Genomic DNA, 15,144 nt, shown 5'->3' with positions numbered 1-15,144 from the left:
GGGACTTATACCTTCCATTTAAAGCCGTTCAACCCGCTTGCACCACCTGACAGAACTGTTAGTGGCGGCCGGGCGAATTCAATGCTACTGGCGCCAGGTGCCCATGAACGTTGCAGCTGCGCACCGCACATCTAGCCAAAAACCGCCCGAGGTTGCAGCAGGTCTGCCGCACAAGACGCAATTCGTCGGCACGCATCCGCCAGTTGTGGCTGATCCACCACCAGGCCAATGCGAATATGCCCTGCCGCGCTCGGCCCGAATGCCTCGCCGGCCAACACCGAGACGCCATAACCGTCCAGCAAACGCTCGGCAAAGTCTTGGGCGCCGAGACCGGTCTGGCGGATATCAACCATCACGAACATCCCGCCATCGGGGCGAACGGGGCGAATTCCCGGGCAATGGCTCAGGCTCGCGCACACCAGGTCGCGACGCTGGCGGTATTGCTCGCGCATCAACGCCACTTGCGGCAAGTCCTGATCCAGCGCCAACTGCGCGGCGCGCTGAACAAAATCCGGAATGCCGAACAGCATGCACAACGACAGGTGCACCAGATGCTCGGCCAGCGGTTTGGGCCCGATCACCCACCCCACGCGCCAACCGCTCATGGCATGGGATTTGGAGAGGCTGTTGATGGTCGCCGTGCGCTCGGCCATACCGGGCAGGCTGGCCGGGCTGATGTGCTCGCCTTCATACAGCAGCTCGCTATAGACCTCGTCGCTGATCAGCCACAAGTCGTGGCGGATGCACAGCGCCGCCAGTTCCACCCAGATCATCAACGACAGGCTGGCGCCTGAAGGATTGTTCGGGCTGTTGATCAGCAGGGCGCGGGTCTTCGGGGTGATCAGTGCGGCGACGTCCGCCGGGTCGACCCGGAAACCGTTTTCCGGACGCACCTGCACCGGCACGACTTTGGCCCCGCAGGCGCCGAACACGCCTTCATACGTCACGTACATCGGTTCGGCGATGATCACCTCGTCACCCGGGTCGAGCAGGCACTGCGCGACCGAATACACCGCGCACTGCGCGCCCGGCAGCACGATCACATGATCGGCGTCCACCACCTGGCCGCTGCGCCGCCGATGCCGGCTGGCGATGCTGTTGCGCAATGCGCGGTCGCCGCGAACGTCCGAGTAATGGGTATCGCCAGCCAACAGACTGTCAATGGCGGCCTGGACGATAGGCGGCGGGGTATCGAAGTCCGGGTCGCCGACCGACAGCAACAGCACGTCAACACCCTGCTCGCGCATTTGCAGCGCTCGATCATGAATCTGCCAGGCCGCCGCTCCGTCGCCGGCGATGCGTTGGGTCATGGCTGAATAGCGCATGTGTCTCTCCAGTTGCGCGGGCTCCAGCCTCAACCCTATCTCAAATCGGCAAAGGCGCCAGCGCGGCATTCAAATCGATAGTGCCCAGGCGCCGCCATGGCCGCATGACCTTGTCCGTTCATCCGTTGATGCGCTGGCATGAAGGGCGGATAAGTGGCCGTGGCGCCGGCCCCTGCCCGCGTTTTTTTTGCTTGGCCCATGAACATGCGGCTGATGAAAAATACGCTGAATCATAAACTTATGCCCTGTGACGGCCAACCGCCGGAGTACGGGATTTGTCCTACGTACAGTCACGATTCTACCGACAGTCTTTTCCATAAAATCTAATTAAAGTGCCCTACCTGTAATTTCTGACAGGTTCCAAGGACGTTGATTAGCGATATAACGAACCGTGCCTACAGCTCCGACACTGGTGTCTGAAGGACGGTCGCGAGAACCATGCCATTTTGATGTAGGAAGATTCTGCCGCGCCCACGCCGTCAATGATGATGAATGGGAGACTCGATTATGTACCGCGCCACTAACACTTCAGTTCGGTCATCCCCCGCTCTGGTCAATTTTCAGCCTCAGGAAAGCAAACAGTCCCCGGCCATAACACTCACCACCCGAGAAAAGGAAGTCTTGCAGTGGAGCGCCGCGGGCAAGTCCTCGTGGGAGATCGGCCAGATCGTCAGCTGTACCGAGGCAGGAGTGAATTACCACTTCACCAATATCCGCCGAAAATTCGGCGTGAGGTCGCGCTGGGTCGCCGTGATGATGGCGCTGGAACAAGGCTTGATTCAATTGCCTTGAGCCAGCCCCCAGCTCAGTGGTCCGCGTGTCATAGCGCACTGAGAGACACCTGATGAACCCGCAAACGACGCCCCGTCCCACACTGCTTGCCTCTTCCCCCCCATGTGCCTGTGACGACACGCCTGTGTCGTACGGGCACCGCCCGGGCACAGCGTTGCGCATCATCCTCGCCGATGACCATCCTGTGGTGCTGATCGGTGCCGAAATGGCCTTGCGTCAGCATGCCGGCTCGGCCATCTCGATTGTCGCGCAGGCGCAAAACGCCGATGAGCTGCTCGCCCACCTGGAAAGCACCCCTTGCGACTTGCTGATCAGCGACTACTCGATGCCTTGCGGGCGCTTCCCCGATGGTCTGGCATTGATGGGTTATCTGCGGCGCAACTTCGAGCACATACCGCTGATCGTGATGACCATGTTGAACAACCCTTCGCTGTTGCAGGCGTTGCTCAATACCGGCGTGAGCGGCCTGTTCGACAAGCGCAGTCCCTTTGACGGGCTGGAACGGGCGGTGCGTACGGTTATCAAGGGACGTCGGCACCTGTGTCCTGCGTTTGCCGGGATTCTGGATGCACACAACCCGTCGGCTTCAAGCACCGGTGCGGCACTGGTCAAGCTATCGGATCGAGAGTTGGAAGTGGTACGAATGTTTGTCCAGGGCATGTCCGGCCGGCAGATCGCGGCGCAACTCAACCGCAGCGAAAAAACCATCAGCCGGCAAAAACGCACCGCCATGGACAAGTTGGGACTTGGCCATGACGGTGGGTTGGTGGAGTTTGCGCGGGTCAGTGGGTTGAAGGGTTAACCCGCGCTTGCTCTGGGTGGGTGTTGAGGGGTGTTACATACGGATTACTGGGATCGTCTTGCGTTGGCTTGCGATAATACACTGGATTTTTTTGGTTGCTTTGGAACTGGCGTCCTGGCTTTTTCAACTCGTTTTGAGAGCTGAAGTTGTTTTCTTATTGCATCGCCTTCTACAGCAAGGTTTTTTGGAGGAAATGGCGGAGCACCGTTATATAAAAATTGATCCATTGCTGCCATTCCACCTGATTCCTTGTATTCACTTGAAGCAAGAGCCACATCGTTTTTCGTCCAAAAATCAGTCGGGTATTGTTCGTAGCCGTCCCTGAGGTTCACTCTTTCATCGAATTTAACTTTCACTTTGGGTTTGTTGGATGAACCGACTGCACCCAGACGCGAACTACTCTGCAGGCCGACGTCTCCAGCAGCACCTGCACGCGGCGTTGGCGCTCCCTGCAAACCACCAGCAGATACATTTGGACCCGAAGCAGACGGTCGCGCTGCAGTGCTCATTGTGTAATTCGCGAGGAGGTCATCCGGAGCAAATGTTGTGCGTGCCAGTGAGGAAGTCGCCCCACCGGAAGCAGAACGAGAAGAGCCGCTGCTAAACATCAACATCCCCATGACTTTCCAAAAAGGTACATTCCCGCTCGGATCCGAATACCCCACCGGATCCCCCGACACATACGAATAAGCATTCACCCCCCCTTCCCCAAACGGGCTCAAACTATCGGGGCTGTGAAATCTCATCTGTACCGGGTTATAAGCCCGATAGCCCTTACCCAACAGCTGCCACCCCGTTTGCGCTTCGGTGAATTCGCCGTTGTAGCCCAGGCGTGAACTGACCGGCTGGCCTGCGCTGGGGTGTCCGTAGGCGGTATACGCGACAGGGTTGGTCGCGCCTTTGGCGGACTCGCTCATCACCGTATTTTTATGATCAACGGCCAGCAACAGGGACTTTGGGACTGCACCTTCCTGGTGCTCGGCGAGCACGACTCCACCGGCACGCAGGAAGGTACTTTGCTGATCACCGTCGATCCGGTTTACCAGGTTATCGCCTTTGTAAAAACGCTGCTCGTCGCTGCTCGAGCCGCGCACGGTCGACAAGATGTCTTCACTGTCGTACTGGTAACCTTTAGGCGAACCGCCATTCATTTCACTGACACTTTCCAGCCGGCCGAGGCTGTCGTAAGCCAGCCTGCGTCCTGCTTCGTCCTCAAGCAGGTTGCCATTTTCGTCGTAACTGAATGCCATGGCCGGATAGTCGGCATGGCTATTTCTGATGCGGCTCAACTGCGCCGGGTCGTCATTTTCATAGTAGAACAACGCCGTGTTGGTGCCTCCGACAAAGCGGGTCTGGACTTCCTCAAGGTTATCCAGCGCGTCAAAGAAGAACATCTGCTGAGTGAGCGTCTTGTCGTACGGATCCACCGGCGACTGCGGCCCGCTGCACGCGTAGAACTCAAGACGGCCACGAGACTCGTATTCGTACTCTTCGTCACGCAGCGTCGGACCGCCCTTGTCGGCGCCTTCACTCAGCAGACGGCCCGTCACCTGGTCAAGGCCATTCCAGGTCTGGCTCAAGCGCGTCTTCGACGCACCGAAGTCGAAGACGCGGCCGGTCTCACGCCCCAATACGTCGTATTCCAGGGTGATTTTCAGGTTCTGCCCGGCTGTCGCATCGCTCGTATCAATGCTCGCTGTCTGGCCTTGAGGCGTGTAGGTAAAGTCAGTCTTGATATAGCCCGGCTTTCCTGTTTCACCAAGGGCCGTCCACTCAAGTCGGCCTTTGTTGTCGTACTCATAGCGTTGCACCTGGCCGAGGACGTCGGTGTAACGAATCAACCGGCTCATCCGGCTGTACACGTATGCCATCTGGTAAGTCACATCGTCGTGAATTCGCGTTTCGCTGCTCACCTCGCCGTTGCTGTTGTAGGTACGGCTGAGCGCCAGCCCCTGCTCTGAAGACTCGAGCAGCCTCGCGTTTTTTTTGTCATACACGTAAGTCGCGTCGATGACGGCCAGGGCACCGGCCTTGGGCTGCGTGGTACGTTTGATCGGCTCTTCAGTCAACTCGGGCAGGTATTTGTAAGCGATAACATCACCGCTAGGCCGCACCACCCGGTCCGGCTGGCTTTGGCTGGCTTCAAACTCATAACGGGTCAGACGGCCACCGGTGACCGACTCGATCATCCGCTCCAGACCGTCGAAGGCCTGCGTACCCAACACAGTGCTGTTGACACGAATCAGCGTCGGCAGATCACCACGACTGTGCGGTGCAAATTCGCGTACCACCTTGTTGCGATCAGGCAATGTGGTTTCAACCAGACGGTCGTATGCATCGTAGAGGTAGGCGGTTTCAAAGTTGCCGGCATTTCTCTCCGAAACCGTACGCGCCAACCCGTCATACTTGTAACTGTGCAAACTGATTCGTGTGCTGCCGTTCAAGGCAAAACGCTCGACAGTGACCGGTTTCTCCAGCCGGTTGGTCACGGTTCTGGTCTTGCCCATGCCTTCGGTCCACTCATCGGTGGTGAAGGTCAACGGATTGTTATCGGTGTAGCGGGTGACCCCGTCCGGGCCGGTGACGCTGTATTGCTGGCCCCAGAGGTCATAAGTGAAGCGGCTGGTGAGTGGCAGATCCTTTGTTTCCAGCCAGTCGATTTCGGTTTCAGTGCTCATCTGACCCAAGGCGTCATAACTGGCCTTGTAGAGGCTTCGATAGGCGTCTCTACCATTGTCGATGTCCTGGCGCTCCTCCTCTACCGCACGCCCCAGGCCGTCCAGCCATGTGCGGGTTTTCACCCCCTTGACGTTTTCCTGTTCCTGGCTGGCGCGCCCCTTGACAGGCTCTTCGCCTTGGCCTGCCGGACGAATGAGGCCGTAGGTGTAAGTGCGAGTCGCCAGGCTTTCGGGCTTGTCCGGGGAAACCGTTTCGGTCAGCACCCGGCCCAGGGCGTCATAGGTGTAACGGATCTTGACGTCCTTGTCGCTGGTCAGCACCGGTTCACCGTTGATGAGCGAACGCTCCTCGGTGATGTCCTTGGTGACCGCATCAAAATCGGTGCTCAAGGTCTGCGTGGTGCGCAACACCGCCTCACCCGCAAAGCTGGCAAAGGTGGCGTCGGGCTTGGTGTATTCATATTTGGTGAATGTGGTGTAACCCGGTGCCACGCCGAGCGTCACCGCCAGGCGTTTGGGTTGCCCGTGCAGAAAGGCCGTCCCCGGAACATCGAAGTAACTGTAGACGGTGCGCTCCAGCGGTTTTTCGGTTTCGCCTGTGACTTGCAGCAAGCTTTCCTCCGCCAGCGCAATCCAGGGCTTGGTGCCCGTGCTGAGTGGATCCTGTTGTATATAACGATAATGGGTGCGCAAGGTCGGCGCGCCGGGTTGCACGTCGGGCACCAGTGTCGTGTCCGAGGTTGGCACTACGGTTTTGTCGCGCATATGCCGGACGAAACCGTAGGGGTCTTTCAGGCCTTCGATCTGTTTATCGTCGTCCTTCTCGTCATTGATGTCGTCCGCCGGGTACCAGGTGGTGACTTCGCGGGTACCGCTGGCTTGAACGCTCAGGGTCTGATTGCCGTGAATGTCGAATTCGCTGAACTCCGTGTCTTCACGTGGCTGCCGCGGATCGCCGACCAGGTCCCAGAGCGTCACGACTTTTGCCGGCAACTGGCATTGCGGGACCTGCTTGTCGAACGTGTCGGTGTCGTTGGCATGATAGGTGGTCGTTACCGCCTGGCGATGCGTGCCCTGGGTGGTGATTTCCGATGTCAGCAGGTGGAACCGGTTGAAGGTGCGGTTGACCGAACGCACCGGCGCGTTATTCACCATCAGGATTTCGGTGGAGCCATAGGTGTAAGCACCGATGACCTTGTAGAGGTTATCCTCACCCGATTCATCCCAATTGATCGCGGCGTTGCAGCCCAGGAAGTTATTGCCGTTGTTGCTGTATTGGTATGTCACCACGATCGGTGACTGGCCATCGCCCGGGTCGGTGATATGGTCCGTGACCCGGGGCACCTTCAGATAGTCAGTATTGCCGGGAAAACCATGGCCTGCATCGTTGTACTGGATCGTTTCGTGAGCGCCCAGCGGCGTCCAGACGTTCTTGATACACAGTTGCTCGCGTTCCAGCCCATACACAAAGCGCCAGCCGGCCCTGTTGCCGGTGGGCAACTCGACGCGGACCATCCGGTCGCCTTCCAGGTGCAGGGTGAACACGGCCAGCGGCACGTTGTTAACCGGTTTCAGGCGAATTTCGACCGTTTTGGCGACCAGGTTGCGGATCACGTCCAGCAACGTGCCCTGGCTGTCCCGGATGGAGCTGACCATCAGTCCCTGGCCGCCATTGTCGTAGGTCAGCGTGACTTCGTGGCCCTGGGGCGAATACATCTTGACCGGCATGGCCGATTGCGGGCTGGCGCCCATCAGCTTGAGGATTTCCACCAGACCGGACTTGTGAACCACCTGATACTCGCCACGCGGGTCATTGGTCAGTGTGTAGAGCTTGAAACTTTGAATTTTCTGCTCTTTCATCTTCAGGCGAGTGGGATCATTCTCATCCCGATAGTCGCCGGTCACCTTGAACGTTTCCCCCGAATACACGGAAACGATTTGCGTAGCTGGCGTGTACTGTGTCAGTGCCAAGCCCCAACCGACGCCGTAGCCCTTGTCAGTGGTATTGATCGGGTTGTAGTTGAGCTTCAGTGGCACTGCCGGGCCACGCAGGTCATTGGCTTCTACTTCGTGCAGCGAGAGTGAGACCGTGTACAAACCCGTGCGAGGATCGACACCCGACTGAACGAAACTTTGAAAGTTGAAGGCGTTGGAATGGATAGCCGTTTTTTCTGCTTTCACGGTAGTCATTATTTTAAACTCCGAAAATCTGGACGTATCTCAACGTGGCAAGCGGCGCTTATTGCGCCGCTTGCCATTCGTTAACGTTGCTTATTTAACGCTGCTTATACACGCTCGACGTCAAGTCGATTGCGATCACCGGCCTTGAAGCTGATTTTAATGGAGTGCGCATGACCTTCCTCATCGGTCATCTTCAGATGAACTGCCTCGGGAGCTTGCAACGGTACTAAACTGCCGTGTTCGTCTTGACGAACATTGTCTGTACGAAATAAACCAATAAAAATATGGCCCTCCGCCGGGGTCGAAATCAGCTTGGATTCCGTCTTGATAGTTGCAGAAACACGATCGTCGTATTGCATGACAACAGGGTTGTTTTTTTTGGTCGGATCATTAAATGCCACGCCGGTGTAACTGAACATGCGCTCGTTAGGAAAAATACTCTCCCACTTCACGATGGATTTATGTCTCGGCGTATCCAGCGTTTTAAACGTCAGCGATTTATTCCCCGACTGTTGATACGTCAGGGTCCAGTAATCAGTCGTGTTGAGGTACAAATCAAAGTCATTGTCATTGCTATCATCGCTGCCGCCGTTGCCATCCACACGCCGACGGGTCAGTGTGTAGTTGGTATCGGTGTTTGTCGGCGATACCTGGGGCACGAGCGAGATCTTTCCATCCTCATGGCCAGGGTAGACTAGAGAACTCGAGGGAACGCCAAATCTGTCCCACAGGACGGCGTAAAATTGTTGGACCTCCACAGCCCTGGAAACTACGTACACAAGGATTGTTTGAGGGTCCTCCGCGAGCGGGTCGGCAGCCGGCTCGACAGTGGACGCTACGGCAGAAGAACCGGTATAAGGGTTGTAAATGTTCTTGTCGCGCGATTGGGCCCAATACACTGGAAACTCGGGGTCAAAAACAATGCCCTGCTGCCCGTCCGGAACGACTGGAATTTGCTGATTAATTCCCACGTAATAAAATCAGCAGGGAGTTTTTCTCGTCCTCGTTCAAGCGCCCGCCGACCGTCTCGATTTCCGCCTGAACGGGAATCTGTTGATAACCATTATTGTAAGTGGTTTTTGTACGCAAAGAGCTCAGTGAAAACTTGGATATCGCCGACCACGCGGGCTCTGGATCGATCTCGCTGAGCTTGATAACGCTGTAACCGCTCCTGATGAGAAAGTCCATGTAATAGATGTCGCACTTGACTACGCTGAAAGGACTCAAGGGCGCGGCCGGCGCTGTGTAAGCTCCATCTGTCACGCTGCCCCCGCCATCCACCACTTTCCATTGGTACTCGGCGTCCGGCGGGATTCCGGACTCCGTTGTGCTCAACTGCACGGTGCCCGAGCGGGCGAGATTACTGACAAACGGAGGATCGATGTCCAGGGTGGGTGCGAACTTGGTCAACAGCACGCTGGCACGCACTGTTTCTCCGGCCTGGTCCTTGACTTCGATAGGCTGGACCACGAACTGTTCTTGCAACTGATCAAGGTCTGCCGGTGGGGTGTAGACCGCCGTGTTGCCATTGGGCACCAATGTGCCGTATCTCGGTGCAGTCCATGTCAGGATGCTGCCACTGAGCGCCGTTGCCACAAAGGTCACTGGAGCGCCTGCCACACGACGGGGCACAAACGAAGGTGAAATCGACATCGCTTCGGGCGTCACCAACAGTAAGGCGGATGCTCGCAGCTGCTGCTGGCTGAAGGGGTCGAACCAGGTGGCCGTCACGATGTTGCGCACCGACTCGCTGCCAATCTGCGCGGCTGAAACCGGCGTATAAATACCGGTTCGTTCGTCAATGACGCCCGCCGAGTTGTTGGTATTGAGGCTCCTAACGCTCCAGGCCACACCATTCTGCACGGCGTTGTTGAGATAGGCCTTGTATTGCAGTGGCTTGCCGCCCGCCTTCAGGCTATGCAGCCCAGGCTCGATGGTCATGGATGTTGTGGACGGATCCAGGCTGCCGAACACCACCATGTCATGTGGGATTTTCCGCACGAGCGGCTCAAACACGTTTTTCTGGCCCGGGAACAGCAGGCTGGTGATCAGTGACTCTTGTTCGACGCTGGTGCGCGAAACGAAATCCTTGTTCAGTACCATGGTTGCCGAATACAGCCGGACACCGTCTTTTTCGTCGTCGGGGATCAGGTACGGAAAACGCTCCGGCGAGGGGATATCCCCGCCCATGGCATTACCTCGAAGCTTGATCATCACCACCACCGCGCCCTCGCCCTCATTCAAGGTATCGCGGGTCAAGGCAGCAGGCGCCCGCTGGGTCAGGATGATGAAATGCTCGGGGGTCAGATCGCCACCCCCTTTAAGGTTGAGCATCCCCAGCTCATAGACCTGCCGGGTAGCTGGTAGCGCCTTGAAACGCTCCTGAAAGAACGCGCCGATCATCTTCTGACTCACCGCTGGCGCCGCCAGATTACAACTGAAGGTGGTGCCTTTTGTCAGGTCCAGCACAACCCGTCCCAGGCGATCGACAGCGCCCACTACCACTGACAGGTCCAGCTCGACTTCAAGTGTGTAGCCTTGTGCCTCGGTAATGGAGTAACTGTAAAGTACGCCACCTCCCGCTATGGAGGCTGTGAACGTCCCGCCGAGAATACTCAGGGTCAATAACGCCCGTGAGTTATCCATTCTGGCCGGTTTGAATGACAGCAGGGGTTTGCCCAATAGAATGTTCGTGAGCTCACCCTGTTCAGTTCCGGACTCACTCAAGTTCATCTTCCCGGAAAAAACCGGCGTGTAGTTGGAACCGTCGTACTTTTCAAGCCATTGTTGTCGCAGTACCCGATTCAGTCGTGCATCGTCAAATGCACACACCGCACCCCATCTTTCGGTGATGGAGCCCTGTTTCATTCTTTCAACAATGCTGTCAAGTGAATTGCTGCCCATGATCATTTCCTCGCAATAGTGTGGTGCGCCTCAAATGTTCGCGTAGTTACCCGTGAACGCTTGAGGCATTACTGTTTAACAAGCCGGATCAGCTATTCAATAGGGCGGGTACCACGGTCATCGTCCGCCAGAGTTTGCGGAGCCTCGGGGGCTGGTTTCGGCGGGATCGCCATGACGGGCAGTGGTTGGATGAAGAAAGCATCACCCAGGAAAAAGCCCATCATTTCAAACCTGGCCGTAATGATCACGAATTGATGATGGCTGTTGGGGTCTGCCTTATAAAGTCCGTTACTATCAATCGATCCTGCACCTGTTTCAGGAAAACAGCGCCAATTTGGCTCAGGCACGACTTGGCCATTGGACTTACACTCAAACTGCGCCTGACCCGCTTGCACGTTTACCTGAACGCTCAGGGCCAACGTCTGCCTGTCATGCGTTACGACAACGAAAGAAGATTGCTGCTGTTGCCCATTCGTGACTTTGACTTCATCAATGGTAAACGTCTTTCGGGTTACCGCTACGTCTTGCTCCTTGGGTGCGATATAGGTGTTGGTGCGGCCTGTAGTTGTCGGCGCAATAGTGCCATCACCAATGACCGTCCAGGTCAGGCTGCCCTGCAGTGAGCCGGCGGAAAACTGCCGGCTCTCATCCCCCTCACCTGCTTTGGTCGCCTTGCAAGTCTGAACCAACGGATTGAGGGTGATTGCCTTGGCCGCCACGGTCACCAACGCTTTGCTGACAGGCCGTTTTCCATCACTGCCCGCCGGGCCTTGTGCGGTGACCTTGACTCGTTTGTAAGTACCGCCGATTTGATCAAGTGCCGGCGCCGTATAGCGTCCATTGGCATCGATGGTGCCGGCGCCCTGAGTCGTGCCGTCAAGGTTGTGCACACTCCACGTCAGGCCCTCAAAATTGGCAGGCGTAGTCGTAAAGGTTATGGCGCCACCGTGACCCACCATCGGATTTTTGTTATTGATGCTGAAGGTGGTCAGGCGAGGGCTGATCGCACCAAAACTCACCAGGTCGCCAGGAGCATCAACGGTCTTTAGTTGCACGGCATCGGTGCTGTTGAACAGAAGACTGTGCAATACAAATGCATCGATGTCATCCAACGTGCTAAAAATCTTTACCAGCGCCTCATGAACGGACTTTCTTAACGACGCAATGAAAGTTAGATCGCCCTCAAATTTCCGAATGAAATCCTGTGACACCGAATCTGAGGAGTACAGACTGACGCTGATACTGGGCAAGTCCATTTCGACTGTAATTTTGCCCTGTTCCGGGTCAATGCCAAACACATACTCCCCAATAACCTCCAGTGCCATTCTACCACCACGAATTTGATAAAACTCTCGTTCATTCGGAGGCCTTATCAGGCCCGAAATAGCTTGAGTGCTCTGTCTCGAACCCAATTTCAGTGAAATACGCCGATCAGCCGTAGTACTGATAGTTAAAGCCGAATCCATATCAAAATTGATTGCAAAAAGCACGTCAGTAAGCACAAGAAAACCTTCGGACTCCGTTCCATGTACGGTTGTCGGAATGTTCATATAGAAAGTCTGGGGAGCCCCGCCCATGGGTGGACTTGCCTTCAACCCAGTGATAAATCCTCTGCCATCGGTGGAGGAAGTCATGTACATATTTTCGGCATTGAACGCCTGCACAACACCTTTTCTTATAATCTTCTCCATCAACATCTTGTTGCTGAGCATCAAGCTAGCGTCAACGCCAGGCAAATCACTCGGAATCGGATATAACCAGTCCTCCCCTGGCGTTCCGCCCACCAGCTCATCCTTCATGGCGATACGTATTTCAAGTGCACCGTCGCCGTAGTTGGGGGACCCCACTGTTCCGGCGCCCGTTGGCATCACGGTACGGAGCCTGAATTTAGAAGGGTTCAAAAACGCCTGATCGGTGGGTGCAACTTGTCCTAATTTGAAGGAGCTGCGAGCTTGCCCGGCCTCACGAAACTTGCGCTTGAAAAAAGCCCCGGCCACACGCCGTTGATGTTCAATCCGAGGCCCTTTCAGTTCCCATATATAGCGTTGTGACTGTGCACTGGCCAAGTTCAGTCCAACAGCACCGTCCTCACCGACCGCACCTGTTACATCCATCAACGGCACTCTTTCTGCCTCGAGCGCTTCATGATCAAGGGGGTCGTACGAAGCAATCAGCGTCACCTCCGTGCCGTACGTATCATTCACGTGAATGTCGATCCCACCCAAGACAGCCATGCTCATATTAACTTCGGCATCGTTATCATTATTATCGGTGGATTTGTTTTCAAAGCTCAGCCGTGGGGCGTCCATTTCATAGTTGAGTTTCCAGCGCCACTCGTTGTCGCCGCTGAGATAAGGTTCATTGATCAACGGCAGATATGAATCTTTATCAAAACTCTCAATATACTCTTGCATCAATAGCTGATTGCATTTGTCTCGCTTATACGCAACGAACGCGCTCCAGTCGTTAAGCCGCGGCCTGAGCGCCATCCACTCGAGATACTCGCGTTGAGTAACGACTCTTTTTCCCTTGTCTTCGAGATTGCTATTTTCACTGCCCATGACATGATTCCTGATAAGTTAATTAATTCAATAGACCGGCGTCTTCCTGGGCGGCATCAAGCGGCCAATCTGAAGTTCGCAATTCTATACTTGGTCTCAACATCAGTTTCGTAGGTCACTATCACTTGCACGGCCACCTCACTCGGCTGGAACTTTTGCAACTCGGCCCTGCTGACATAGGTGAACACGTTTTTGTCTTGCGCTTGTTCTGGCGTAATCTTGTGATTGTCAAATATCGAGAACGAATGGGCTTGACCGGCGATGTTGCGGCCAGACATCACGGCATTCAGTATTTGGCCCTCATGGATATAAGGCCAGCCTTGCGGAAAAGAAAACAGCTCACCCTCGGGCGGCACATTACTGACAATTATCCTCCCGGCTTGCTGCTGGGCCTGTTTCGACTGAATGCCGATATAGCGAGCGTCGTCCAACTTCAGAACACGCACGTTGAACACATCTGACTTCTGCGAGTCATTCTCACCCTTGAGCGTCACGCAGTAATACACAGGTACTAACCGGTCGAAGTTTGCCGGTATGTACCGGGGCGGGATATTGAAGTCTCGGCCACCCGGTGTAACAGGAACAGAGGTTGAATAAAAGCCGGTGCCACCATTGCCGTCCCAGAACATCTCGACTTTATCGTCAGGACCAAAGTTGGCGTTGTCGTCAATTCGCAGGGTGACGCCGGAGACGCTGAGTTGGGTGACATCAAGTTGTCCCTGCCCCGGAATCACAGGCGACTCGGGAACGGCCCCTACAACAATCGGCATCGGCAAGATCAGTGGAGCACGAACCTGCGTAGCGTAGCTGTGTGAGGACATCGCTGTACCAATCCAGGAATACTGATACAGCAGTTCGATATCTTCGCCATTACGTTTGGCGAACCACTGCGGATCAATCGAAAACTCGATAGAGCCCTTGTCGATGGTCGAGGCATCGACCTGCACCTGCTGCACTGACGGCTCGTTGTCCACTGGCACCGCGCTGGCGTAACAAAACACCTGGTCGCCGACGCTCATGCCGGGATAGGCATTGATGCGCACGGGTACGCCGGTGGGAAACGCGCTCGGATTCAACCCCTGCCCAGGGGTGTGACCGGGGATGCTCAGCGCCGGCAACAATGGCGCTGTTGGCTCCAGCAGTTTTATGGTCTGCTGTGCTGAGCGGGTTTGTGCTGCTGCAGGGCTGCCTGCGTACTGAATGCTGTAATTGAGTTCAATGTGGCCGTCGATAACGCGCCGCACATCCGATTTGGACAGATACAATTGCAGCGGTTTGCCGACCTGCTCTGCCTTTACAACCACCGAGTATTCGAGGGGTGGCGACACTTCCACGCCATCAGACCTGAAGCGACTGCAGTGCAGCGTCACGGTATCGCCCGTGGCCATTGCCTCGTAGGGACCGGCCCACACACCGGGATCGCCCGGAAGGCTTTCCACGTCCAGCCGCAGGTCTTGCGACTCCTTGATTTGCAACACCGGCAAATCCGGTTTGGCACGAGGGCGTTTGCCGACATAAAAAAAGATGCGTTTGGACTCTTCGCTTTGGACGCCTCCCCTGTCCACCCGATAGGAGTAAAACGCCCAGCCCTGGTCCAGCAGTCTCACCGTGGGGTTTTCAATGCGCACCGGCAGGCCCGAGTCTGTCACCTCGGCTTCAACGATTTGGGCGCGATCCTCAAATTCATCCACTGCCGTGCCGTCTTGTGCACAGCCGCGCCAATTGACAACGATCCATTCACCATCATCTTTCTTGATGTCGGGATAGTTGATATAGGTCAGCAACCTATCGGTGCCCAACTTCTCGACATCGATTGTGTTATTGGCATCCAGGTCCGGAATCGTGGGCGCGGGGTTCGGGTCAATCATGATTCAAGCTCCTTCCATTCAGACGTTTATCGT

Annotated in this window: 8 protein-coding genes; 2 read left to right on the top strand and 6 right to left on the bottom strand. The window is 56.0% G+C overall.

Features of this window, described 5'->3' with window-relative positions; genetic code table 11:
* Window positions 1–131: 131 nt before the first annotated feature.
* A complete protein-coding gene (locus POF45_RS29460; protein ID WP_259494525.1) occupies window positions 132–1,325 on the bottom strand; it encodes a pyridoxal phosphate-dependent aminotransferase in 1,194 nt (397 codons plus the stop codon).
* A 507-nt stretch (window positions 1,326–1,832) separates the two neighbouring features.
* On the opposite strand from POF45_RS29460, the gene POF45_RS29455 reads away from it, so the two are divergent.
* Window positions 1,833–2,117 (top strand): LuxR family transcriptional regulator, encoded by a 285-nt coding sequence (locus tag POF45_RS29455; RefSeq protein ID WP_259494526.1) that lies wholly within the window; start codon window positions 1,833–1,835, stop codon window positions 2,115–2,117.
* Between the two features lie 124 nt (window positions 2,118–2,241).
* Window positions 2,242–2,919: a response regulator gene (locus tag POF45_RS29450; RefSeq protein ID WP_282317401.1), complete on the top strand. Its 678-nt coding sequence runs from the start codon at window positions 2,242–2,244 to the stop codon at window positions 2,917–2,919.
* 44 nt (window positions 2,920–2,963) lie between these two features.
* On the opposite strand, the gene POF45_RS29445 is transcribed toward POF45_RS29450, so the two are convergent.
* The 5 genes from POF45_RS29445 to POF45_RS29425 all read right to left on the bottom strand — a co-directional run bounded on the left by POF45_RS29445 (window position 2,964) and on the right by POF45_RS29425 (window position 15,111).
* Window positions 2,964–7,787 carry an RHS repeat domain-containing protein gene (locus POF45_RS29445; protein ID WP_282317400.1) on the bottom strand — a complete coding sequence of 1,608 codons (4,824 nt, stop codon included), beginning with the start codon at window positions 7,785–7,787 and terminating at the stop codon, window positions 2,964–2,966.
* A gap of 95 nt (window positions 7,788–7,882) precedes the next feature.
* Complete coding sequence (locus POF45_RS29440) at window positions 7,883–8,749, bottom strand: hypothetical protein (RefSeq protein ID WP_282317399.1); 867 nt, start codon at window positions 8,747–8,749, stop codon at window positions 7,883–7,885.
* A complete protein-coding gene (locus POF45_RS29435; RefSeq protein ID WP_282317398.1) occupies window positions 8,739–10,682 on the bottom strand; it encodes a hypothetical protein in 1,944 nt (647 codons plus the stop codon). Before POF45_RS29435 ends, POF45_RS29440 begins: the two co-directional genes overlap by 11 nt.
* A 92-nt stretch (window positions 10,683–10,774) precedes the next feature.
* A complete protein-coding gene (locus POF45_RS29430; protein WP_282317397.1) occupies window positions 10,775–13,243 on the bottom strand; it encodes a hypothetical protein in 2,469 nt (822 codons plus the stop codon).
* 56 nt (window positions 13,244–13,299) lie between these two features.
* Window positions 13,300–15,111: a hypothetical protein gene (locus tag POF45_RS29425; RefSeq protein WP_259494536.1), complete on the bottom strand. Its 1,812-nt coding sequence runs from the start codon at window positions 15,109–15,111 to the stop codon at window positions 13,300–13,302.
* Window positions 15,112–15,144: the final 33 nt, after the last annotated feature.

The organism is Pseudomonas fungipugnans, from assembly GCF_029955235.1.
Lineage (GTDB): Bacteria > Pseudomonadota > Gammaproteobacteria > Pseudomonadales > Pseudomonadaceae > Aquipseudomonas > Aquipseudomonas fungipugnans.
Note: the sequence above shows the minus strand (reverse complement) of the source record. Positions and strands in the feature narration are given on the sequence as shown.

Excerpts from the sequence above, each read along its gene's own strand:
- POF45_RS29455 (WP_259494526.1), top strand. The coding sequence starts at position 1,833 with ATGTACCGCGCCACTAACACTTCAGTTCGGTCATCCCCCGCTCTGGTC.
- POF45_RS29425 (WP_259494536.1), bottom strand. The coding sequence starts at position 15,111 with ATGATTGACCCGAACCCCGCGCCCACGATTCCGGACCTGGATGCCAAT.
- POF45_RS29435 (WP_282317398.1), bottom strand. The coding sequence starts at position 10,682 with ATGGGCAGCAATTCACTTGACAGCATTGTTGAAAGAATGAAACAGGGC.
- POF45_RS29430 (WP_282317397.1), bottom strand. The coding sequence starts at position 13,243 with ATGGGCAGTGAAAATAGCAATCTCGAAGACAAGGGAAAAAGAGTCGTT.
- POF45_RS29445 (WP_282317400.1), bottom strand. The coding sequence starts at position 7,787 with ATGACTACCGTGAAAGCAGAAAAAACGGCTATCCATTCCAACGCCTTC.
- POF45_RS29460 (WP_259494525.1), bottom strand. The coding sequence starts at position 1,325 with ATGCGCTATTCAGCCATGACCCAACGCATCGCCGGCGACGGAGCGGCG.